At 32.8% G+C, this 21,917-nt stretch carries 23 protein-coding genes; 14 read left to right on the top strand and 9 right to left on the bottom strand.

Annotation, left to right across the window (positions count from 1 at the left end; all coding sequences use genetic code 11):
• Positions 1-24 precede the first annotated feature (24 nt).
• The 3 genes from CS873_RS02385 to CS873_RS02375 all read right to left on the bottom strand — a co-directional run bounded on the left by CS873_RS02385 (position 25) and on the right by CS873_RS02375 (position 2,262).
• Entirely contained in the window at positions 25-633 is a 609-nt protein-coding gene (locus tag CS873_RS02385) for an IS3 family transposase (protein WP_281252447.1), read from the bottom strand.
• Positions 634-865: 232 nt separating this feature from the next.
• Positions 866-1,168: a helix-turn-helix domain-containing protein gene (locus CS873_RS02380; protein WP_099974291.1), complete on the bottom strand. Its 303-nt coding sequence runs from the start codon at positions 1,166-1,168 to the stop codon at positions 866-868.
• A gap of 110 nt (positions 1,169-1,278) precedes the next feature.
• Positions 1,279-2,262 carry a ribose-phosphate diphosphokinase gene (locus CS873_RS02375; RefSeq protein WP_099974290.1) on the bottom strand — a complete coding sequence of 328 codons (984 nt, stop codon included), beginning with the start codon at positions 2,260-2,262 and terminating at the stop codon, positions 1,279-1,281.
• A 272-nt stretch (positions 2,263-2,534) separates the two neighbouring features.
• Here CS873_RS02375 and CS873_RS08090 point away from each other — a divergent pair, with 272 nt between their 5' ends.
• The 4 genes from CS873_RS08090 (at position 2,535) to CS873_RS02360 (ending at position 5,413) form a co-directional block, all read left to right on the top strand.
• A complete protein-coding gene (locus CS873_RS08090; protein ID WP_169922437.1) occupies positions 2,535-2,705 on the top strand; it encodes a YhgE/Pip domain-containing protein in 171 nt (56 codons plus the stop codon).
• On the top strand, positions 2,656-3,765 hold the full coding sequence (locus CS873_RS02370) for an ABC transporter permease (protein ID WP_099974289.1): 1,110 nt from the start codon (positions 2,656-2,658) through the stop codon (positions 3,763-3,765). The genes CS873_RS08090 and CS873_RS02370 overlap by 50 nt, the downstream gene beginning before the upstream one ends.
• A 103-nt stretch (positions 3,766-3,868) precedes the next feature.
• A complete protein-coding gene (locus CS873_RS02365; protein ID WP_099974288.1) occupies positions 3,869-4,102 on the top strand; it encodes a hypothetical protein in 234 nt (77 codons plus the stop codon).
• Positions 4,103-4,243: 141 nt separating this feature from the next.
• Entirely contained in the window at positions 4,244-5,413 is a 1,170-nt protein-coding gene (locus tag CS873_RS02360) for an iron-containing alcohol dehydrogenase (RefSeq protein ID WP_099974287.1), read from the top strand.
• A gap of 15 nt (positions 5,414-5,428) precedes the next feature.
• On the opposite strand, the gene CS873_RS02355 is transcribed toward CS873_RS02360, so the two are convergent.
• Positions 5,429-6,175: a glycosyltransferase family 2 protein gene (locus CS873_RS02355; protein WP_099974286.1), complete on the bottom strand. Its 747-nt coding sequence runs from the start codon at positions 6,173-6,175 to the stop codon at positions 5,429-5,431.
• A gap of 61 nt (positions 6,176-6,236) precedes the next feature.
• Between CS873_RS02355 and CS873_RS02350 the strand changes: the two genes are divergently transcribed.
• From CS873_RS02350 to CS873_RS02340, 3 genes are all read left to right on the top strand, one after another.
• Positions 6,237-6,986, top strand: a complete 750-nt coding sequence (locus CS873_RS02350; RefSeq protein ID WP_099974285.1) for a tyrosine-protein phosphatase — start codon at positions 6,237-6,239, stop codon at positions 6,984-6,986.
• A 53-nt stretch (positions 6,987-7,039) separates the two neighbouring features.
• On the top strand, positions 7,040-8,983 hold the full coding sequence (locus tag CS873_RS02345; RefSeq protein WP_099974284.1) for an ABC transporter ATP-binding protein/permease: 1,944 nt from the start codon (positions 7,040-7,042) through the stop codon (positions 8,981-8,983).
• 108 nt (positions 8,984-9,091) lie between these two features.
• Positions 9,092-10,234, top strand: coding sequence for a zinc ribbon domain-containing protein (locus CS873_RS02340; protein ID WP_099974283.1), 1,143 nt, complete (start codon positions 9,092-9,094; stop codon positions 10,232-10,234).
• A 218-nt stretch (positions 10,235-10,452) separates the two neighbouring features.
• Here the strand turns inward: CS873_RS02340 and nagA are convergent, their stop codons facing one another.
• Positions 10,453-11,607, bottom strand: a complete 1,155-nt coding sequence (gene nagA / locus CS873_RS02335) for an N-acetylglucosamine-6-phosphate deacetylase (protein WP_099974282.1) — start codon at positions 11,605-11,607, stop codon at positions 10,453-10,455.
• Between the two features lie 118 nt (positions 11,608-11,725).
• Positions 11,726-12,775, bottom strand: a complete 1,050-nt coding sequence (locus tag CS873_RS02330; protein WP_099974281.1) for a D-alanine--D-alanine ligase family protein — start codon at positions 12,773-12,775, stop codon at positions 11,726-11,728.
• 175 nt (positions 12,776-12,950) lie between these two features.
• Between CS873_RS02330 and CS873_RS02325 the strand changes: the two genes are divergently transcribed.
• The gene (locus CS873_RS02325; RefSeq protein ID WP_099974280.1) at positions 12,951-13,892 is read left to right on the top strand and encodes a DUF1002 domain-containing protein; all 942 of its coding nucleotides are present in this window, start codon (positions 12,951-12,953) and stop codon (positions 13,890-13,892) included.
• A 31-nt stretch (positions 13,893-13,923) separates the two neighbouring features.
• Here CS873_RS02325 and CS873_RS02320 read toward each other — a convergent pair whose 3' ends face one another.
• Both CS873_RS02320 and CS873_RS02315 read right to left on the bottom strand, forming a co-directional pair.
• Positions 13,924-14,637, bottom strand: coding sequence for a DUF4097 family beta strand repeat-containing protein (locus CS873_RS02320; protein WP_099974279.1), 714 nt, complete (start codon positions 14,635-14,637; stop codon positions 13,924-13,926).
• A 55-nt stretch (positions 14,638-14,692) separates the two neighbouring features.
• Positions 14,693-15,382, bottom strand: coding sequence for a ribonuclease H family protein (locus tag CS873_RS02315; RefSeq protein ID WP_099974278.1), 690 nt, complete (start codon positions 15,380-15,382; stop codon positions 14,693-14,695).
• Positions 15,383-15,452: 70 nt separating this feature from the next.
• Between CS873_RS02315 and CS873_RS02310 the strand changes: the two genes are divergently transcribed.
• From CS873_RS02310 to cls, 4 genes are all read left to right on the top strand, one after another.
• Entirely contained in the window at positions 15,453-16,187 is a 735-nt protein-coding gene (locus CS873_RS02310) for an alpha/beta hydrolase (protein ID WP_099974277.1), read from the top strand.
• A gap of 32 nt (positions 16,188-16,219) precedes the next feature.
• A complete protein-coding gene (locus CS873_RS02305; RefSeq protein WP_099974276.1) occupies positions 16,220-16,645 on the top strand; it encodes a hypothetical protein in 426 nt (141 codons plus the stop codon).
• Positions 16,646-16,650: 5 nt separating this feature from the next.
• The gene (locus tag CS873_RS02300; protein ID WP_099974275.1) at positions 16,651-17,349 is read left to right on the top strand and encodes a zinc metallopeptidase; all 699 of its coding nucleotides are present in this window, start codon (positions 16,651-16,653) and stop codon (positions 17,347-17,349) included.
• Positions 17,350-17,418: 69 nt separating this feature from the next.
• The gene (cls, locus tag CS873_RS02295; protein WP_099974274.1) at positions 17,419-18,885 is read left to right on the top strand and encodes a cardiolipin synthase; all 1,467 of its coding nucleotides are present in this window, start codon (positions 17,419-17,421) and stop codon (positions 18,883-18,885) included.
• 29 nt (positions 18,886-18,914) lie between these two features.
• Here the strand turns inward: cls and CS873_RS08085 are convergent, their stop codons facing one another.
• Positions 18,915-19,385 (bottom strand): hypothetical protein, encoded by a 471-nt coding sequence (locus tag CS873_RS08085; RefSeq protein WP_099974273.1) that lies wholly within the window; start codon positions 19,383-19,385, stop codon positions 18,915-18,917.
• Between the two features lie 236 nt (positions 19,386-19,621).
• On the opposite strand from CS873_RS08085, the gene CS873_RS02285 reads away from it, so the two are divergent.
• Together CS873_RS02285 and CS873_RS02280 are read left to right on the top strand one after the other, a co-directional pair.
• The gene (locus tag CS873_RS02285) at positions 19,622-20,983 is read left to right on the top strand and encodes an Nramp family divalent metal transporter (protein ID WP_099974272.1); all 1,362 of its coding nucleotides are present in this window, start codon (positions 19,622-19,624) and stop codon (positions 20,981-20,983) included.
• Between the two features lie 85 nt (positions 20,984-21,068).
• Positions 21,069-21,824 carry a MeeY/MeeF family manganese export membrane protein gene (locus CS873_RS02280; RefSeq protein ID WP_099974271.1) on the top strand — a complete coding sequence of 252 codons (756 nt, stop codon included), beginning with the start codon at positions 21,069-21,071 and terminating at the stop codon, positions 21,822-21,824.
• Positions 21,825-21,917: the final 93 nt, after the last annotated feature.

The raw sequence follows: 21,917 nt of genomic DNA, 5'->3' as shown, positions 1-21,917 counted from the left end.
AACAAATATAAAAAGGCATTTTAATTAGGCCATTAATTCGCGGTATTGAACCGGTGATAAATTACCTAATTTTGTTAAGATTCTAGATTCATTCCAATCGCTAATGTATTCTCTAACGATATTTTGTACAATGGTATTGGAGAAATGTTGATTCTCCATGTAATAAAACGTTTCTGACTTTGGTGAGGAATGAAACGATTCTATGATGGCATTATCTGATGGTGTCCCTAATCGGGACATACTTCGGGTAATGCTTTTTTTGCGGCAACATTCAAAATATATTTCCGAAGCAAACGTACTTCCTTGATCACTGTGAAGAATACAATCTTCAGCTAAATCTGTTACTTGCTCAAGTGTATCAACGCATAGTTTGGCGTTTGGATGGTTACTAATTTGATAAGCAATAACTTCGTTATTGAAGGTATCCATAATAGAACATAGATACTGTGTAGAACTACCAAAAGGTAAATAAGTAATATCTGTTGTTAATAATTTTCTAGGACTAGTTGATGTCCAATTACCAGATACTAAGTTATCAAATAATTGAAATGGATTTATTGAACGTTTAAACCGTTTAGGTTTAACACGGCAATTCCATCCTTGTCGGCGCATAATTCTGCGAACTTTGTTCAGTCCACAAGAAATTTTTTATTGACTAAGGCATGAATCTTTCGGTAGCCATATTTAAATTTCGTTTTAACACAAGTATCATGAATTAGCTTTTCAAGATTTGTGGGTTCAAATATAGGTTTATTAATTGCCCTATAGTAGGTTGATCTGGATATTTTCAATATCTCACACAGTCGAGTAACTGATATTTCTTTCGTTAATTCAGTTAGTAAGTGGCGGTTATCGTTCGTAATCATCACCTTTCGTTTAGTAGAAATTTTTTTAAAACTAATACCTCTTCAGTCAGACGTTTATTCTCAATCTCTAGTTGTTGTTGTTTCGGAAGTTCCACTAGCCCTTTTCCAAATGAATACTGTTTACCTACTGGTTGCGATAGACGGTTACTTTCTCCTCGTTTGAACCACTTAACCCAAGTTTCGACCTGACTTCTATTCTTAATACCATATTTTTCCATGATTGACCTTGTGGTCAATCCAGCGAGCTTATCATTAACAACAGCCATCTTAATTTCAATAGAGTAACGATTTTGTTTAACCATACTAAAAAACACCTCACTTTTAAGTTTTATAATACTAAATCTTAACTAATGAAATGCCTTTTTTATTCTGTTTCATATTATAGACTCAGTGCCTAAACCTGTAGGTTTTTTTATTTTAGCTTGATGTATTTATCTTCAACTTCAAATAGTGGATGAATAGATTGATCTGTTTCCACGTTATGGATGGCATCTCCCAAAAGTTTTGTAACTGATAAGATTGTCAACTTATCAAATAGACAATCATCAGGAATCACAATTGTATCTGTTACTACAACTTCTTCCAGTTTTGAATCCTGTAGTTTAGATGCAGCACCTTGTGAGAAGATAGGATGCGTTGCAGCACCCTTGACACTCTTAGCACCAGCTTTTACTAGAGCGTTGGCACTATTGATCATTCGAGTACCTGTATCGATAAGATCGTCCATAATAACACAATCCTTACCTTCAACCTCACCAATAATATTAGGAACATCTATAGATTGATTTGATGATCTCTGGTCAATGATAGCTATTTGTGTACCAAATAGTTCAGCAACTGATCGAGCTCTCTTTGTTGAGTTATGATCAGGTGCTACAAATACAATATTATCTGTATCAGCTACCTTATCATCAAAATATGAAGCAAAGATAGACATTGCGCGTAAGTGATCTACAGGGATATCGAAGAATCCTTGTATTTGATCAGCGTGCATATCCAATGTAACAACTCGATCAACCTTACCCATTTCTAGTAAGTCAGCAAACAACTTAGCTGAAATTGGTTCTCTGGATCTTGATTTACGGTCTGAACGTGTATAAGCAAAATATGGCAAAACACATGTTATATCGGCAGTACTAGCACGGCGAAGTGCATCTACAGCAATCAATAATTCCATCAAATTATCATTAACAGGATCTGAAACAGAATGGATGATGTAGACACTCTTACCTCTAATAGATTCGTTAATTTGAATATTGATTTCACCATCGCTAAAGTGTGATACAGAAGCATCTAAAAGTGGAATTCCCATATACTCAGAAATTCTCTTAGCCAAAGGCTGATTTCCGTTTAAAGAAAGTAATGCAATACTATCTAATTCAGATATATTTGACATCAGGTTCCCTCCGAATTGAATTTAAACTGATACTTATATTTTACACTTTTTTAGTACTTTTTGACTACAAACTACACTTAATTTAAAAATAATACGGGACTCATATTCGTGCACTTTTTTTTTTGTAAAATGAGTTAATAATTCTTGATTTTATATTAAAATTAGAGTTCTGTGTAAATGATACATAACAAAAAATAAATTTTGGGGGCTAGCTATGAATTATAAAGACTTTTTTATTTTCATGATTAACTATCGCTACGATTATTTTTGCCATGTTTTATCAATTGATTATGGCAGTTATTTATCTACCTGCTTATAACACATTTAGAGATAACCTAGACGATCTACATATATCTATTGTCAATAAGGATACTTCTAAATCTGGTAAGACACTTGTTAATCAACTGGAAGATACATATAACAAGCAAAAAAAATGTTCCTAAGGTTAAAAATACATCTTCATTGAAAGATGCCAAGAAAGATCTAAAGAACAACGATACAACAATGATCTTAGTAGTTCCTAAGAATGCGTCAACTAACATTGCTAATGGTAAAGCAATTAACCTTCACTTTTACCAAAACTCTTCAAATAACCAAACAACAAATAGTGTAGTTTCTGAAATCAAAACTTCAGTAACTGACAGTCTTAACAAGACAGTTGCTAATAAGACTAATATTGCAGTATTAACTAAAGTTTTGATGCAAGAACAAGGTACTGCCTCAGTTACACAAGCTGTACAAAAAGAAGTAGCTGCTAATCCAGCGATAGAACAAAGCCCAACTGCTATGGCAGAAGTTCAATCCAAAGCTACTTCAGCTGTAGAAACACAAATTGAAAAACAAGCTTCATCTCTAATTGTTTCTGACTCAGTAACATCTACAAATACAAATATTAATAAAAATGAATCAAAATCATCTGAAATATTGGGTGCCATGTTTATATCACTAGGTGCATTTATCTCAGTTGTAACAAGTACACTTCTATTACGTTCACAATTTAATTCATTCATCGATATGGGTAAATCAAAATGGAAGACATTTGGTTACTATGAAACTACTTTAGCTATAATTGCTATCCTAGCACCAACAATCGGAGTACTTACATTCAAACTAATCACAGGAATTCCTGCAAGTGACGGATGGTTATTGTATCTACAAACGGTATACATGACCTTCATATCAGGTCAAGTAGTAAGTATCTTCACCTTACTACTCGGTCAAATAGGTATCGTAATAAACTTACCGCTTGCATTGGTACAAACAGTTATTTCTGGAGCTATTATGCCAATCGCAACACTTCCAGTATTCTATAAATTTATTTCATACCTATTACCAATGACATACAACTATTCAGTCTCTATAAATATTTTGACGGGTATCCATGCAGATATTCTTAAAAACGAATTAGGACTATTAGCTGTTGGTGGTATTGCATTTATTATCATATTAATCATGGTTTCTGTAAGAACATTTAACAATACATTCAGTATGGAAAAACTTTAATATAAAAACCTCTACAAATTGTAGAGGTTTTTTTGTTTTAAATTTCACAAAAGTATCCTGAAATTGCTATAATGAAACTAAGAAACTAAAAGGAGTGATTATTATGACTGAAAGAGTATTTTTCAATCCCGGAGATGCAATTGCCAATTCTCATGATTTTGAAGGTGCAATGAAATCAGCAGAAATTTTTAAAATGAAAAATCCCACATCTTCAACAATAATTGTCGCTAAAGATGTTAATAACGATAAGAGTTTTTCTATTTACTTTGAAAACGACAAAAAAGAGAATTCAGATGATACAAGTACTATTCCTTACAATATAGAAAAGAAACTATAAAAAGACTAACTTTATAAAAAGTTAGTCTTTTTATATATCATACATTAATGAAAAATGAGCAAAGTGTAAAATAACTATTTATTTGTAAGCCCTTTAGAAGTATAATTGTCTTGTATAAAATTTCACATAAAGGGGTTTATCATGAAAGAAAACTTTGATTTCCTAATGCCTAGTGTTAACTTTTTTGGACCAGGTGTTATTGAAAAAATTGGTGATCGTGCCAAGATGCTAAATATGAAAAAGGTTTTGATTGTTACTGACAGCTTTCTAGAAAAAGTTGAAAATGGTCCAGTACATCAAACTCTAGATTCATTGAATAAAGCTGGAGTGGACTACGTTGTCTTTAACGGTGTAGAACCTAATCCTAAAGTTAGAAACATTGAAGCTGCAAAGAAATTATATCTAGATAACAATTGTGACAGCATTATCACTGTCGGTGGTGGTTCAGCTCATGATTGTGGTAAAGGTACTGGTATTATTCTTAGCAATGGCGACGATATCACTAGTTTAGCTGGTATCGAAACACTAGAAAATCCCCTACCTCCTCTAATGGCTGTCAACACAACTGCTGGTACAGCTTCTGAATTAACACGTCACTGTGTTATTACAAATGAAGAAACACATCTTAAATTTGTTGTTGTTTCATGGAGAAATGTTCCATTAGTATCATTTAATGATCCAAAACTTATGCTTGATGTTCCTAAGGGACTAACAGCCGCTACTGGTATGGATACATTCGTTCAAGCCATCGAACCTTATGTTTCTGAAAACCGTAATGACATTACTGATGGTCAATGTCTACAAGCAATTCGTCTTGTTGAAGAAAGTTTGCGTGAAGCTGTTGCTAATGGTCACAATCTAGAAGCTAGAACAAAAATGGTCGAAGCAGAAATGCTTGGTGGTATGGCATTTAACAATGCTGACCTTGGCTATGTTCATGCCATGGCTCATCAATTAGGTGGACAATACGACGCACCACACGGTGTATGTTGTGCTATCCTACTTCCAATCGTTGAAAGATTTAACATTATCGCATGTCCTGATCGTTTTGCTGACCTTGCTGTGGCAATGGGAGAAAACATTGATGGACTTTCAACTAGAGAAGCCGCAGAAGTAGCTATTGATGCCATGCAACAAATGAATGATGATGTTGGTATTCCTCGTAGTATTAAAGAAATTGGTGCCAACCCTAAAGATTTCGAACTAATGGCAGAAAATGCTCTTAAAGATGGAAATGCCTTTTCAAATCCTCGTAAATCCTCAAAAGAAGAAATTGTACAATTATTCCAAGAAGCATACGACGCAATGTAATAAAAAAACCACAGATTAATTTTCTGTGGTTTTTTTTGTTAGTTGATATACCTTCAATTTTGCCAAACCAACATCTTTAACATTATCAACTGCAAATTTTTTGGTAATGCTATCCTTACGATTCACGTAGTGATATAGAGGAATGCTACTTATATAAAATTCCTGAGCATTGTTACTATACTCTACATTAAAAACTTGATCTTCCATCAAATTCAAGTCTGTACTGAATCTAAGATTATTTTCTTGGATAATACTCATTTTGTAGACTTTATTCCAAGTGTACCCCATAACAATATCTGATATTTTTGTTATTCTCTTTATCATTTCTTCTCGATCTATAATCTCAGATATTTCTTTTGTGGATTTAGGTTTACTCTTCCCTAGTCCATTTTCTATGGTAAAACCGCAAGTAACCATATCTACATCATTATCTTGAAATTGTTTCAAAAAGTAGTCTACATAATTTTCTTCTACCCAATCATCACTATCAACAAAAGTAATAAGTTCTGTCTCTACATTATCCATGCCCGTGTTTCTAGCTGCCGAAACACCTCTATTTTCAGAATGTTTTATAAGTTGAATAAAATCATACTTGTCTGCGTATTTTTGTGCCAATTCTGATGATCCATCGGTAGAACAATCATCAACCATAATTAAGTTAAAATTTGAGTTATTTTGATTTATGATAGACTCGATAGATTTTTCTAAATAATCATGAACATTGTAAATTGTCATAATTATAGAGATCTTTATATTTTCCATAATTTCACCTTGTACTTATTTTATTCGAAAGCTTAGATTCAAGCAAACCGGAGGAATATTAATGAAACGAATTTTGAACATCTCAGGAGCCATAAATCTTAGAGAACTGGGAGATTATCAAACTAAAGATGGAAAAACAATTAAAAAAAATAAATTACTTCGTTCTGGAGACATCAGTCGATTGGATGATGATTCTTTGAATTTCTTAAAAAATTACGGATTAAAGTATGTTGTTGACCTTCGTTCTGATCAAGAGCAGTTAACTAGTCCTGATGTGGAAACTGACTTTTATAAAATTTTTTACGATTCAGTTTACCCTTTGCAGGGAAATGGTGATAAATTAGCCTCGGCTCTTAATAATACTCCATCATATTTAGGTAACATCTATCAAAGTGTAATTTTGGACAAAAAAGGGCAACAAGCTTACAGCTACCTATTTGATCTTCTTTTAAAAAATGATCAGGAAAATCAAGCATTACTATTTCACTGTGCAGCAGGTAAAGATAGAACTGGTATCGCCGCTATGCTTATATTACGTGCACTCGGCGTTGACAGTGAAACAATTACCAGAGATTACCTACTAACTAATTTGATGTACTCAGATACTGCAACAATCGCAAAATTATTGAATGATGAACATGGAAATGAAGATATAAGTAAAATGAATATGACAAAGGCAGATTGGGACAGTTTCCGTTCTGTTTTTGATGCAATTGATCATTATTATGGCTCATTTGAGGAATACTTAGATAAAGCATTGAACATTAATCAAAATAAACTAAATAAGTTAAAAAATATTTACTTAAATTAATAAAATAGATATAATATGCTTTCATAAATAGTTTTACTCATAGAGGAGAAAAAATGACTATATTAGAGCTTAAAAACGTCCAAAAATCTTTCATGCTCGGTAAGAAAGAGTTCAAAGTCCTAAAGGGAATTGATCTTAAACTAGACCGTGGCGAATTTGTTTCTATCTTAGGAGAATCTGGTGGTGGTAAAACTACCCTACTAAATACTATTGGTGGATTAGATTCTCAATTTGAAGGTGATGTTTTAGTTAATGGAAACTCACTGAAGAAAGGTTCTGACAAGGCACTCGATGAATATCGTAGTAAAACTGTCGGATTTATTTTCCAAAGTTTCCATTTGATTAGTCATTTAACAGTTTTAGAAAATGTGTTAGTTCCTTTGGAGATGTCCTCACTTTCCAGAGCTGATAGAGTTAAACGTGCCAAGGAATTGCTTGATAAGGTTGGTCTTTCAGAACACATTGAAAAGCACCCTAACCAACTTTCAGGTGGTCAAAAACAACGTGTAGCTATTGCTCGTGCTCTAGCAAATGACCCTGAAATTATTATTGCTGATGAACCTACAGGCGCTCTTGATTCAAAGAATACTGAAGAAGTATTGAAGATACTAGATGACATCGCAAAGGAAGGCAAACTTGTTATTGCCGTTACTCACTCACAGCAAGTGGCTGACTACGGTACAAGAATTGTCCACCTGGCTGATGGACAAATTGATTCTGACGAAAATATCAGAGACAAATATGAAGCTACTGAAAAAACTTCTGATCACAAGATCAGTCACCTGAACTTTGGTGATACTTTCAGACTTGCTTGGGAGCATATGCTTTACACCAAAGGTAGAAATATTTTAATTATCATTGGTGCCGCTATAGGTATATTTTCAGTCATATTCATGTTAGGACTGGGAAATGGTATAACATCTTATATCAATGACCAAATTACAAGTCAGATCAATCCTACTGCTGTGCAAGTAACAAAAAATGTCAACCAAACTTCAGCAGATGCTTCATCTATAAATATGTCTAATAAAGATATTAAAGAATTAGGCAAAATAGATAATGTATCTAAGGTTGAAAAATCTTACTTTGCTCAATCACCAAAAATTTACTATGGTAAGAAAAATACAACAATGCAATTCTTCCAAACATGGAATGCTGTTGAAAAAACTTCTGATATAAACGCAGGTAAAAAACCTGGAAAGAATGAAGTAATCTTACTAACATCTGACGCCAAAAAGTTATTTGGTAAAGATTACAAGAAAAAAGCTATCGGCAAGACAGTTACAATGTACTTGAATACCATGGATAACAGTGGTAAACCAACTCAAATTAAAGTAGACGTAAAAGTTTCAGGTACAATTAAATCAGGATCCTCAGCTATCAGCTTTGATACATTACAAGCAGCTGGTAAAAAAGTAGACACTGATATAAAACCTAACTTTGTAACTCTTTCAGTTGATAAAACTCAAAATGTTAAAGCAGTACAAAATAAAGTTAAATCATTTACACACACAGAAAAAGGCAAAGAAAAACAATCATACACAATTACAGGTGCAGGTGCTATCGTTGATACACTAAATACTTATATCTCATTAGCATTCTATGTACTTGCAGGTATTGCTGCCATCTCACTAATAGTTTCAGCAATTATGATTATCGTAGTTCTAAATATTTCTGTTTCAGAACGTACACAAGAAATTGGTATTCTGAGAGCAATTGGTGCTCGTAAGAAAGATATTAGAAATATGTTCATATCTGAATCATTCCTAATCGGTCTTTCATCAGGACTATTTGCCACGATTATTGCATTCCTACTAGAATGGTTGATTAACTCAATTACAAACGGATCTTCAATCAACGCTTCAATCGTTGCTATCAGTGCAGGAAATGCTATATTTGGTATTGTAGTCAGTGTTATTATCAGTCTCATAGCAGCATTATCACCATCAAGACGTGCAGCTAAACTAGACCCTCGTGACTCACTAACTGGTGAATAAAAATAAAAGCTCAGCAATTGCTGAGCTTTTTTTGTATAATTAAGACTCTATATATATTTTTACAAAAGATTTATAATATATAGTATTCATAAAAATTGGAGGTATGACATGGTATGTCCAAATTGTGGTCACCCCATTACCGCGGAACAAAAATTCTGTGATAACTGTGGTCTCCCGCTCAAAAAAGGTATAAATAATAAACAAGATGATAAAACTGATTCCGTAGTCTCACTTAGCGCTTTAGAAGAAGAACTTGCACATGAAAATGACAGTCAAAAAGTAACCTCTGAACCTGTAAAAACGATTCTTCAACAAGCACCTGCGCAAAAGATGGCACAAGAAAGATCAAAACAACAAAATCACAACAATCCTAATCCTGATTTAGATGCTACACGTGCTTTTGTACCAAATGATTTTAACAGTAATAAAAAAGTTCATCTAGAAGCAGAACCAACAAAAGAAAATACTGCAACACCTGAAAATACCAACGAAGATAGTGGCTTAATAAAAAATATGTGGAATTTTGCAACAGCTAACGGCTATATATCATTGTTTACAGTAGTTATCGCAGCTGTATTAATGCTAGTTCGTAGAAACTATGGTTATGTTTTTATAGCCGCCGCAGTTATCGCATGGTTCTTATTTGCACAAATATCTCATGGTAAAGAAACAAGCATTAACAAACGTTTCAAACAAGATAAGCCAAAAAAGCAGAAGAATAATAACGATTCAGCTGCCAATGATTATCAAAATGGCGAACAACATATTGAAGAAATCAAAGTAGACAGAAAGAGATCTATCTATCAAAAAATCTCTATTGTTCTTGCAATTATTGGACTAATTGCTTCAGTAACAGGACCATTTTTAAATGGGGTTTCAATAACAAATATTATAACTAACGTTTATAACGTTGGCGTAAATTTAGGTATTAATCAGGCTACTGCTCAAAATATAACTTCAGCTCTTAGATTAATTTGCTTTATTTCTCCAATGATAATAATTATGTTTGTAGGATTTAATAGTAAATTTAGTATTAGAATGGTAAAAATATTTAGCTTCTTGCCAACTGTTATTTATATAATAATTTATGTTATATTTGCAACACACCGACTTGATGCCAATATATTTACAGGTAATCCAGTTCTCAATAGTCCAGAATTTGGATTCAGTTATTATATTTTATTAGCCACCTCATTAATTACATTTGTATTTTCATTTACTATTCATCGAAAAATTAAAAAGCAAGCCTGATGGCTTGCTTTTTGCTTTAATCAAATGACTTTACTACTTTATTATATGAACTATAATTTTTCTTGAAAGATGAGTATATGGCTGATACCCATCTTTCAAACCCCTAAAATACAAGATATACATTCTACTTCTACCAAAAACCTCAACACATAAGTGCAAGTCTAGGTAGCAGTGGACTGGCACCAAAGAAAAGAGAGCAACTAAGTTGCTCTCTTTTTTTATGCTTTGTAATGTGACACACCGTCTAAATATGTTTCCTTTAAAATCATATCTTCATCTAAAACGATAAAATCTGCATCTCTGCCCTCTTTTATCATTCCACATTTATCATCTATTTGGCAGCTAACTGCTGGAGTTTGTGCCCCCATGCGTACAGCTTCTTCAGGAGTTGAAATATTCCAATCTACAACATTTTTTATAGCTTGCTTCAACTGTAGAACACTTCCTGCTAGATTATCACCGTCTTTCAAGCGAACTTGACCATCGGCAACATATACAGGTAATTCTCCAAGAACGTAGTCACCATCTGGCATCAAACCAGCTCTCATACAGTCAGTTATTAATGCAATGTGCTCTGAATCTTTCAATTCAATAATTGCACGTGCTGCATCAGGATGAACGTGGTGTCCATCACAAACTAATTCATCATAAATTCCGTTAAGTGTCATAGCGGCTCCTGCCATGTTAGGATCTCGGTGAGAGAATCCACTCATACCATTAAATGCATGAGTAAACATAGTAGCTCCTGCTTCGATTACTTCTTTGGCTTGATCAAATGTAGCTGATGAATGACCTAGTGAAACAACCACATCGTCAGAAGCTACAGCTTTTGTAAACTCAGCTGAACCCTTACGTTCTGGGGCAATTGCTATTTTTTTAATCATACCATTAGCTGATTCTTGCCATTCATTGAAAGCATCAACGTCAGGATCAGTGAAGTATTTAGGATTTTGAGCACCCTTATGTTCTTCTGTAAAGAATGGTCCTTCAAAATAAATTCCTTGTATCTTGGCACCAGTGGCAGATTGATAATTATCACCAATAGTTCTACATACATCATTAAGTTGTTCTCTTGTTGCTGTCAAAGTTGTAGGCAACCATGATGTAACACCTGCTTGCAATAAACCTTCAGACATTTCGTTAATCATATTCCAATCATTATCCATGACATCATTGCCAACTAATCCATGAATATGAGTATCAACTAAACCTGGTGCAATCATTTGGTTAGAGTAATCAACGATTTCACCATTTGGTTTATTATTTTCTGTGAAGTATTGGCCAAATTTACCAGAGTCAGTTACCTCTAAATATCCGCCAACTTCTGTTTTATTTGGTAGAAAGAATTTTTTCGCGTGAATATAATATGTCATTACGGTTCTCCTTCTAAATTGTCTAGTAATATTATAACAGCTTTCAATGGTCTATACCACAACGAACCTTTATAAATTTTTGGATAAAATAAAAAAGTCGCATTTCTGCGACTTTGATTTATTTTGATGCGTAAATTTTAACTTTGCTATCTATTATTCTTTCACATAAATCAGCATATGAGATGCCTGCAGCTTCAGCTTCACGAGGCATCAATGATAATGGAGTCATACCTGGTAGTGTATTTGCTTCCATTACATAAATTTCATTATCCTTCATTAGGAAATCAACTCTACCATAGTTTTCCATACCAAGTGCTTCAAATGTATCCAATGCCATTTGTTGCATTTCCCTATGTAAGTTTTCATCCAATTCTGGAGGAGTTATAAAGTGAGTAACTGAATTCTCAACAAACTTGTGTTGGAAATCGTACCAACCTGTATCTACTGTAATTTCAACAGCTGGTAATGGTTCGCCATCTACTACTGCAACAGAAAATTCACGTCCTTCGATGAATTCTTCTAGTAGAGCTTCCTTATCAAATCGAAGTGCATCTGCAACTTTTTCTTTTAGTTCAGATTCATCTTTAATAATATGTGTACCAACACTTGATCCACCGTTTGAAGGTTTTACAACCATTGGGAAACCAAATGGTATGTCACTTGCATTGATATTGCTTGTTTTTGTTGATGTATATTTAGCTGTGCGTAAATTACTTTGAACAAAAACTTCCTTAGAAAATTTCTTATCCATAGCAATACCGGAAGCTAGTGATCCACTACCTGTATACTTAATGTTGAAAACATCGAAAACTCCTTGAACTTTTCCGTTTTCGCCATCTTCACCATGTAGTCCCATGTATACAATATCTGCCATTTGACAAATTTTTAGTACATTTTTACCGAACAATTCTGTAGAACCGTCAGTTCTTAGTGCATTAATCTTCTCAGTTGTTAAAACTTCATCTGAAATAACTAAATTAGTTTCGTCTTCAGCTTCACTTGTAAATAAACCAGTTAATTCACTTTCTGGAATATCCAATCCTAAGAATGAGTCCACATATGCAACTTTGTGACCTTTACTTCTTAATGCATTAGTAATTTTTACACCAGATGATAAAGAAACGTTACGTTCTGTACTTCTTCCACCTGAAAGAACAACAATTTTCACTTGTAAATCCTTCTTTCTTTTTTTTATAAATTCAAATAAGCGAGAAATCCTAGAACCTATAGAATAGCATATTTCAACTGAAATCACTATTTTACTAAACTAGATTTATGATAATTTTTAATTTCTATAAAAATTCACATTTTTTTGGTTTAATATCGGTATAGGAGGAATTATCATGAAAAAATTTAAAATTCTCTTTCTAGCTATGTTAGCAACAATTGCACTTTTTGCCCCACTTACTCAGGTAGCAAAAGCTGACAGTTTAGATGAACCAGTTATGACACTAGGTACTTCACTTACATCTAGCCAAAGACAAGGAACTATTGATGTATTGAAGTCTCAGATAAGTTCAAGTAACTATAATACTCTTACAGTTACTGGTAACACTCTAGTTACATACCTAAATCCTAGTGGAAGTAACTTTAATTCTAACTCTGGTGTCTGGTCTTCAGCTGTTATTGAAAAAACATCTTCCGGCTCAGGTATCAACGTCTCAATAGTTAATTACAATGGTTCAAACAATATAACTACAATCACCGCTGACCAATACCGTAATGCTGCGTTAACAGCTGGTATTACTGATGCAAATATCTACGTAACATCTGCAACAAAGATTGATGGTTCAGGTGCTTTAGCAGGAATATATGCTGCCTATGCACAAAATGGTAATTCATTGAATCAATCTCAAGTCAATGCTGCACAAAAGGAAATTGGTGTTTTAAGTTCTATTACCCAAGCAAATGATGGTAAAGATGGTTACACTGATGAACAACTAAACAATGCTATCGCAGGAATTAAATCTGACATGGCAAAACAAGGTAGCAACATTACAGTTAACCAAATAACAACAATTGTTAATAACAATCTTCAACAAAATAACTTACAAAATATTATTACTGATAACCAAAAGCAACAAATAATTAATTTGATGGTTCAAATTAGAGATTCTGGTGCTTTAAAAGATTCCAACTTTAAAGATCAAGCTCAAAAATTAAGTTCTGATATTACTAGTCAGGCAAAAAACATTTTCAATAAATTAAATACTCAAGAGAATCGAAACTTCGTTCAAAAAATGTGGGACGGTATCGTTTCATTCTTCAAAGGACTATTTAGTTAAAATAAAAAACCCTAGCATATGCTAGGTTTTTTTATTTTTCTAAATCTAAGTCTCCTCCGTCTAGAGAAATAACTAATTTGACACTATTATCAGAATCACTTTCTTTATATTTACCTGTCAAATCTCCACCACTTAAATCGTAATCCGATGATACTGTTCTATTTTTTTTATTCATCAAATCTACATCACCACCTGATGAATCAATGTTCACGGAATCCACAAGAGGATTATCTATTGGCATAGTTACATCTCCACCATCAGTTGAGATATCAAATTTTACTTTATTTGATTTTGTAGCATTACTACTTGTTTTATCCACAACTTCAACATCTCCACCCATAGTTTGAATAGAAATCTTATTTAGTTCCTCTTTATCTACTGGAATAGTTATTTTTAATCGATTATCTATCTTTGTTCCAAATAGAAATGTTCCCTTTTTAGGCACTGGGAAATTTAATTTCATTGTGGAACCTTCAACTTTTTTATATGAATCATTTTTTATAGTATTTTCATTGAAATAACCACTTATATCTAAATTGGAATTCTTTTTATTATCAACAAGAGTGATTAAAATATCAGAACTATCACCATCTATAGATATATCGTTAGTGTTTTTTGTTAAAGATGTACTTAAATTATGATATTTAACCGATGTATCCTGATTTCCATAAACATAACTTAAAGAACCTACTATAAGCAATATAATTAACACAAAAACATTGATAATTATGTTTCTTTTTTTCATATCCCCATACCCCTTAATTATTATATTAATAAGTATAGATCAATTAAGTTATATTTTACATTCTATCCATAGTTAAATTTAATAATTCGTCAACTCGGTTATTCCCCGCATCATTGGCATGCCCTTTTGTCCATTCAAAACTTTTGTTGGGAATGGTTGGAAGTAATTCATCTAGTTCTTTCCAAAGTTCCAAGTTAGCAGGTACTTTGCCATCAGATTTTTTATAACCATTTGCTTTCCAGCTAGCTAACCAACCTTTGATAATAGCATTTAAAACATATTGAGAATCTAGAATGAATATTACTTTTTTGTCGTTTAATTCTAGATTATTTATTTTTTTGATACTTTCAATTAGTGCGGTAATTTCCATTTTATTATTCGTTGCACCAAATTCCCCGTCGCTATCTTCTATTTTTTCGTTAGAAGTTTTTATTAAGTATGCCCATGCAGCTTTATCTGATGATAATACATGACCACCCTTAACATTACCGTGATTTCTAGAACCACCATCGGTATAAACAACCAACTCAAAATCGTCCAAGTTAGAATATTCAAATTTCTTCGATGTTTCTTTCTTAGTTTTTGGAGTATACGTATCGTTCTTTATAAAGTCTTCCGCCTCTGATAAGCTTGTGAAGCTTTTATATCTTGCTCCAACAAAACCATCTACTTGTGCCTTACATTCTGCCCAAGTGTTATAAATTCCAGAATTCTTTCCTATTCTGACTGCATAATATTTTTGCATTTTATTTCCTCTATTGATTCATTTTCTGTTTATTCGTATATAATAATATAATAATTATAGGGGTGACGGTATGAAAATTAATCAATACCCTGTTCTTTATGTTCATGGATTTCGCGGTGGCGATTATACAACGGAGAACTTGGTAAAATCAGCTTTAAAATATAACAACAAAGAAGAATATTTGAAAGCAACTATTAATACTTTAGGACAAATAACTTATGAGGGAAAATGGACCAAAGATAAATATCCAATTGTTCAAGTTGTTTTCAAAAACAAAATCATAGGTAGCAACCTAATGGCACGATGGCTCTCAAATCTTGTTTTTGATTTAAAAAAAATATATAGCTTTGAAACTTATCATGCTGTGGGTCACTCACTCGGTGCAGTTGCACTTGTCTTGGCAGAGATGCGTGAAAAAAAGCTTACATATCTTCCTAAAATAAAAAATCTGGTTCTTATTGCTGGTCCATTCAATGGCATAATTGGCTTAGGAGATTTACCTAATGTTAACCAGTTAGGTCAAAATGGTCGACCTGCCTTTATGAGCCCCACGTACATGAGAATGTACATAAATAGAAAAAATATTTCTAATGAGATGAGAGTTCTCAATATATATGGTAATTTAAAAAATTACTCTAACAGTGACAAATATATCTCTGTAACATCTGCCAAATCAATCAACTACATCCTATCACCTAAAGTTATGGAGTTTGTAGATTATCCAGTTTCTGGAAAAAATGCCGAACATTCACTACTTCATGACGATTCAAACGTCTTAAGACTGATTAACAAATTTGTTTACTAAAAATTCACATTTATAAGTTATTATATATAATTATGGAAAATAAACTTAGTTCATATCATCCAATCATCACTGACAACTTCACTTGGGAATTCCCTACTTCATACAAATTGATAGATGTAGAAAAATTCCTCAATTTAAACAAAGATGCTACAATAAAATTTATAAGTCAGCGCTCCAAAACCCTAATGAGAAAAAAATCTATCACTTGGATTGTTGCCAAAAAAGAATCTCAAGTTATTGTTAGTTTAATCGATCTAACAAATGTGGATTTCTCTACAAAGTCTGGAAATTTATCGATAATTTTAAGCAGTAGTTTAAATTACGATGAGAAAAACGAAATTATTGATCGACTTATTTATTTTTTAAAAGAACAAATTTCCATCGTCAATATTAATTTAATAAACAGTAGTGAAGAATCTAAAGAACTACTTTCAAACAATTTAAATATAAGGAGTTAATTACTATGGGATATTATGGATTTGGATTTTTTGATCCAACTTATATTTTGGTTATCATAGGTATCGTTATATCATTATGGGCCTCAATATATGTACGAACCACTTTCAATAAATATGATAAGTTTAAGAGTAAGCAGAATATATCAGGTGCTGAAGCTGCTCGATACATTCTGGATAATGCTGGTTTACAAGACGTTGAAATAAACGAAATTGCTGGTGAATTAACAGATAACTATAATCCCCGTGATAAAACATTAAACCTATCACAGTCAACACATGATTCTACTTCAGTTGCTGCAATTGGTGTTGCTGCTCATGAATGTGGACATGCTATCCAAGATCAAAAGAACTATATACCTATGAGACTTAGATCTTTCTTAGTACCAGCTGTAAATATTGGAAGTACTGTTTCAATTCCACTTATTTTTATCGGTGTTTTATTCAGCATGAATATGACTTTGATAACTATTGGTATCTGGCTATTTGCTATTGTGGTATTATTCCAAGTTGTTACACTACCCGTTGAATTTAATGCTTCAGGTAGAGCTGTCAGAATATTGGGTTCTAGTAGTCTGATTGATAACGAAGAAGTATCACAGGTTAAAAAAGTTTTAACAGCTGCTGCACTTACATACGTTGCAGCGGCACTATCAAGTATTCTTCAATTATTGAGACTAGTTTTATTATTTAATAATCGTGATTAAATATTTATACAGGACTTGATGTTTTCAACCAAGTCCTGTTTTTTATAGGGTGTATTAGGGGAGAAATTTATGATTAGCTTATGGATCATTGGAATTATTGTCGCATTACTTATTATCAATACGGTTGTTGCTTTAATAACTGTTTTTATTAAACCAAGAAGCACTGTTACAGTTTGGGCTTGGATTCTGGTCTTAGTTTTACTACCAGGTGTTGGTTTTATTTTATATGCTTTTTTTGGACGTGGAATTGCTCGAGAAAAGCTATTTAACTTTACTAGTCAGGAATACTTGGGTGTTCAACAAGTTAAGAAGATGGCTGTTACTGATCAGAACAGTATTCAATTGAATTCTGCAACGGATCAAACAAAATATGCTAGTTCTGTTGTTAATTTCTTCAATAAAACTGAAACAACACCAATTACACATCACAATGAAGTTGAATTAATTTTTGATGGCAAAGAAAAATTTAAGAAAATGTTTGCTGATATTCGTGCTGCTAAAGAAACAGTACACGTTGAATATTATGCCTTTATCGATAGTGATATTGGTGATCAACTTTTATCTTTACTAGTAGATAAAGCCAATGAAGGATTAGAAGTCCGCGTGCTTTATGATCCATGGGGATCTACACATACAAAACCTAGTTACTTCAACCCTCTAAAAGAAGCCGGTGGTGAAGTAGTACAATTTATCACTGCAAAAAACTCTATTTCAAAAACTCGACTAAACTATCACTTACATAGAAAAAATGTAATAATTGATGGTTATATTGGCTACATTGGCGGATTTAATGTTGGTGATGAATACCTTGGTAAATCTCCAAAATTTGGATATTGGCGAGATTCTCATGCTAGAATTTCTGGTACAGCTGTATTACTACTTCAAGAAAGATTTTTTATGGATTGGAATGCATCATTATCTAGAAGAGATAAGAAACTACCTTTCTCAGAAAAATACTTCCCTAGAGATCGCTCTAATAAAAATTCAAATATACCAATTCAAATTGTTGCCGATGGCCCTGACAACAACGAGGAAATTTTAAAAGATGGTTTCATTGATATGATCATGAAAGCTAAGGAAAGTGTTTGGCTTCAAACTCCATATCTTACACCTGACGATGCTGTATTCACTGCTTTGACTATTGCTGCTAGATCAGGAATTGACGTTAGAATCATGATTCCATGTATGCCTGATCATGCGTTCATCTACCGTGCAACACAATACTATGCAAATTTGTTAATTAGATATGGTGTAAAAGTATATACTTACGAAAATGGTTTTTTACACGCAAAAACTTCTGTGATTGATGGGAAATATGGTTCTGTTGGATCAATGAACCATGATTATCGAAGTTATCAATTAAACTTTGAGATGAACGCCTTTTTCTATGATACAAATGTTGCGCAACAAATTAAGAATTCATTTTTAAAGGATCTCGAAGTGTCTCATGAATTAACTCAAGAAATTGTCGATCAACAAAGTCCATGGTTAAAATTCAAACAAAGATTCTCAAGATTGCTGGCTCCAATACTTTAAAAAAAAGACATCCCATCGGGATGTCTTTTTTATATTATATTATCGATTATTTCAACTTCTACGTCTTTGTTTAACTTAGTATCTAAGAAAGATCTGATTTCTTGATATGAACGATTAAAGCTTAAATTAATTTGTCTTAATCTGCTAGTTTGAAAAATAACTGATGATTTTGGTTTATCATTTAAATTAACACTGATAATAGTTACTCTTTGAATATCAGAGTAGTTTATAGCACCCGAAAAGAGGCCGCTGGCTATAATTTTTCTTGTTCCTAAGCCACCTATGCCACCTACCAATGCTGATGCAAGGAATTCAGCTACCATAATTATATATAGTATATTCGCATCAATACCTACTAATAGGAAAGCACCTATAAGAACAGTGTATATTAAAGCTGATATTTTATATATTGAACGTATCTCAATTTGAGACTGCCAATAGACACTATATAAACCACCGAGTAAGAAAAATATATCAATTACGATTAAAAATATTGTCATGATTAATCTCCTCTTTAATCCTTATTCTAAATGACTTAGTAACTATTAACAATAAATTTACCAATAAAGTCTGATTGATTGTTACAATTTGAACATTCGGATAAAATTTCATAATCTAAATAGTATAGATAAATAATATTTACGATTAAGTTAAGCAAGCCTAATTTTTTTGTTTTATATATTTAATTATCTTTAACAAAGTGTTATTATGATAGAGGTTAAAGGAGGGGACAACCTTGAGTGAAAATAAATCAAAACACGAAAGTATTATTCAACATGCTAATGGCCCATCTCTAGAAGAGATAAACAACACTGTTGAAGTTCCAACTGATGCAAGTTTCTTCAAAACTTTATTAGCATACAGTGGACCAGGAGCTCTTGTAGCTGTTGGATATATGGATCCTGGTAATTGGGTTACATCAATTGCCGGTGGTGCACAATATAAATACACATTACTATCCGTTATCTTACTATCCAGTTTGATAGCTATGTTACTACAATACATGGCTGCTAAACTCGGTATTGTAACTGGTAAAGATCTTGCTCAATTAACAAGAGAGCGTACATCAAAAAATGTTGGTATTATGCTTTGGATAGTCACAGAGCTCGCAATTATGGCGACAGATATCGCCGAAATTATTGGTTCTGCCATTGCCCTCAAGCTGTTATTTAACATCCCTATTCTGTGGGGTGTAATAATTACCGCATTCGATGTCCTACTCCTACTTGTTCTTATGAAATTGGGATTCAGAAAAATCGAAGCCATCGTTGCCGCACTTATCGTGCTAATTTTAGGAATTTTCCTATACGAAGTACTACTTGCACAACCTAAATTTGGTGAATTAATGACAGGTTTTATCCCTGAACCCAAGATTTTCCAAAACAAAGGTATGCTTTACCTATCACTTGGTATTGTTGGTGCTACTGTTATGCCCCATAATCTATACCTACATTCATCAATATCTCAAGCTAGAAAATATGATAAAAACGATGAAGATAGTGTAAAACGTGCAGTTAGATTTTCAACATGGGATTCTAACATTCAACTTACATTAGCCTTCGTAGTTAACGTCTTATTACTTCTACTTGGTGCTGCTTTATTCTATGGTACAAACAGTGACCTTGGTCGTTTTGTAGACTTGTACAATGCTTTACAAAACCCTAAAATTGCAGGTGCTGTTGCTAGTCCATTGTTGAGTACATTATTTGCCATTGCCCTACTAGCATCTGGTCAAAATTCAACAATTACAGGTACCCTATCAGGACAAATTGTTATGGAAGGTTTCATTCACTTAAAAATGAAGCTTTGGGTAAGACGTGTGGTTACTCGTCTACTTTCTATTATTCCTGTTATAGCCTTTGCTATTATTTTCAGAGGAAATGAAGCCAAAATTGAAGAACTACTTACATTCTCACAAGTATTTCTAAGTATTGCTCTTCCATTCTCAATTTTCCCTCTTATCGCTTTTTCAAGTAATGAAAAATTAATGGGTAATTTTAAAAATGATGCTTGGATGAAATACCTTGGTTATGCTGTCGCAATTATTTTGACAATATTGAACGTTTGGTTAATTTATTCAACATTTATGCCATCATAATAAAATATAAAATTTGAGCAGAACTTCTTCGGAAGTTCTTTTTTTATAGTAAAATATAGACATTACTATAAAAGGAGCACACTAATTGAATGCAATTATAGATATGTATTCTCCATTTTTTGATTTACAAAATTGGAAGACTGTTATTGAATCAGGGAATGACTGGTTAATTATTTTATCATTGGTTATCATGGAATGTATTTTATCCGTTGATAACGCCCTGGTACTAGCAACCCAAACTCAAACTCTTAAGACAAAAAGTGAACAAGAAAAATCACTGTTCTATGGTTTGATTGGTGCTTATATCTTTAGATTTTTAGTTATCGGTATCGGTGTTTACTTGATTAACTTCTGGTGGATTAAGGCCTTTGGTGCACTATACCTATTTTACCTATTTGTTAGTCATTTTATTCACCGTAACAAAGAAGTTGATCCTGCAGATATAAAGCCTCATGAACCAAAAGGTATTTACAAATATCTAAAGATTTCTCACTTCTGGCAAGTTGTTATTTCAATCGAACTTATGGATATTGTTTTCTCAATAGATTCTGTTCTGACTGCACTTGCTATTTCTGATAATCCTGTAATTGTCTTGTTAGGTGGTATGATCGGTATTCTAGCAATGAGAGGTATCGCTGAACTTATTATGGGTCTTATGCGTAGAGTACCCGAATTACAAGGAATGGCATACTTCTTAATTTTATTTATTTCTATCAAATTGTTCTTATCAATTCCAATGATTGATATTGAAGTTCCGAACATGTTATTTGTTGGTGTACTAGTTGTATCAATTATTATTACTATAATAATTCACCAAATTAATAACCGTAGAAAAAAATAAAATTCATAAATAATTCATATTTTCAAAATAATTACTTCAAACTATTTCATTATTATAGTAACCATAGATAAGAGATACACAAGCACCTCTTTC

Origin of the sequence: Companilactobacillus metriopterae, assembly GCF_002762335.1 — a bacterium.
Classification (GTDB): Bacteria; Bacillota; Bacilli; order Lactobacillales; family Lactobacillaceae; genus Companilactobacillus; species Companilactobacillus metriopterae.
The sequence above is the reverse complement of the archived record's forward strand: the minus strand, read 5'-3'. Positions and strand labels throughout refer to the sequence as shown.

Coding starts and splice junctions, on each gene's coding strand:
- CS873_RS02310 (WP_099974277.1), top strand. CDS start 15,453: ATGAAAATTAATCAATACCCTGTTCTTTATGTTCATGGATTTCGCGGT.
- CS873_RS02355 (WP_099974286.1), bottom strand. CDS start 6,175: ATGGAAAATATAAAGATCTCTATAATTATGACAATTTACAATGTTCAT.
- nagA (WP_099974282.1), bottom strand. CDS start 11,607: ATGACATATTATATTCACGCGAAAAAATTCTTTCTACCAAATAAAACA.
- CS873_RS02360 (WP_099974287.1), top strand. CDS start 4,244: ATGAAAGAAAACTTTGATTTCCTAATGCCTAGTGTTAACTTTTTTGGA.
- cls (WP_099974274.1), top strand. CDS start 17,419: ATGATTAGCTTATGGATCATTGGAATTATTGTCGCATTACTTATTATC.
- CS873_RS02305 (WP_099974276.1), top strand. CDS start 16,220: ATGGAAAATAAACTTAGTTCATATCATCCAATCATCACTGACAACTTC.
- CS873_RS02300 (WP_099974275.1), top strand. CDS start 16,651: ATGGGATATTATGGATTTGGATTTTTTGATCCAACTTATATTTTGGTT.
- CS873_RS02325 (WP_099974280.1), top strand. CDS start 12,951: ATGAAAAAATTTAAAATTCTCTTTCTAGCTATGTTAGCAACAATTGCA.
- CS873_RS02320 (WP_099974279.1), bottom strand. CDS start 14,637: ATGAAAAAAAGAAACATAATTATCAATGTTTTTGTGTTAATTATATTG.
- CS873_RS02380 (WP_099974291.1), bottom strand. CDS start 1,168: ATGGTTAAACAAAATCGTTACTCTATTGAAATTAAGATGGCTGTTGTT.
- CS873_RS08085 (WP_099974273.1), bottom strand. CDS start 19,385: ATGACAATATTTTTAATCGTAATTGATATATTTTTCTTACTCGGTGGT.
- CS873_RS02345 (WP_099974284.1), top strand. CDS start 7,040: ATGACTATATTAGAGCTTAAAAACGTCCAAAAATCTTTCATGCTCGGT.
- CS873_RS02375 (WP_099974290.1), bottom strand. CDS start 2,262: ATGTCAAATATATCTGAATTAGATAGTATTGCATTACTTTCTTTAAAC.
- CS873_RS08090 (WP_169922437.1), top strand. CDS start 2,535: ATGTTTTATCAATTGATTATGGCAGTTATTTATCTACCTGCTTATAAC.
- CS873_RS02350 (WP_099974285.1), top strand. CDS start 6,237: ATGAAACGAATTTTGAACATCTCAGGAGCCATAAATCTTAGAGAACTG.
- CS873_RS02365 (WP_099974288.1), top strand. CDS start 3,869: ATGACTGAAAGAGTATTTTTCAATCCCGGAGATGCAATTGCCAATTCT.
- CS873_RS02340 (WP_099974283.1), top strand. CDS start 9,092: ATGGTATGTCCAAATTGTGGTCACCCCATTACCGCGGAACAAAAATTC.
- CS873_RS02315 (WP_099974278.1), bottom strand. CDS start 15,382: ATGCAAAAATATTATGCAGTCAGAATAGGAAAGAATTCTGGAATTTAT.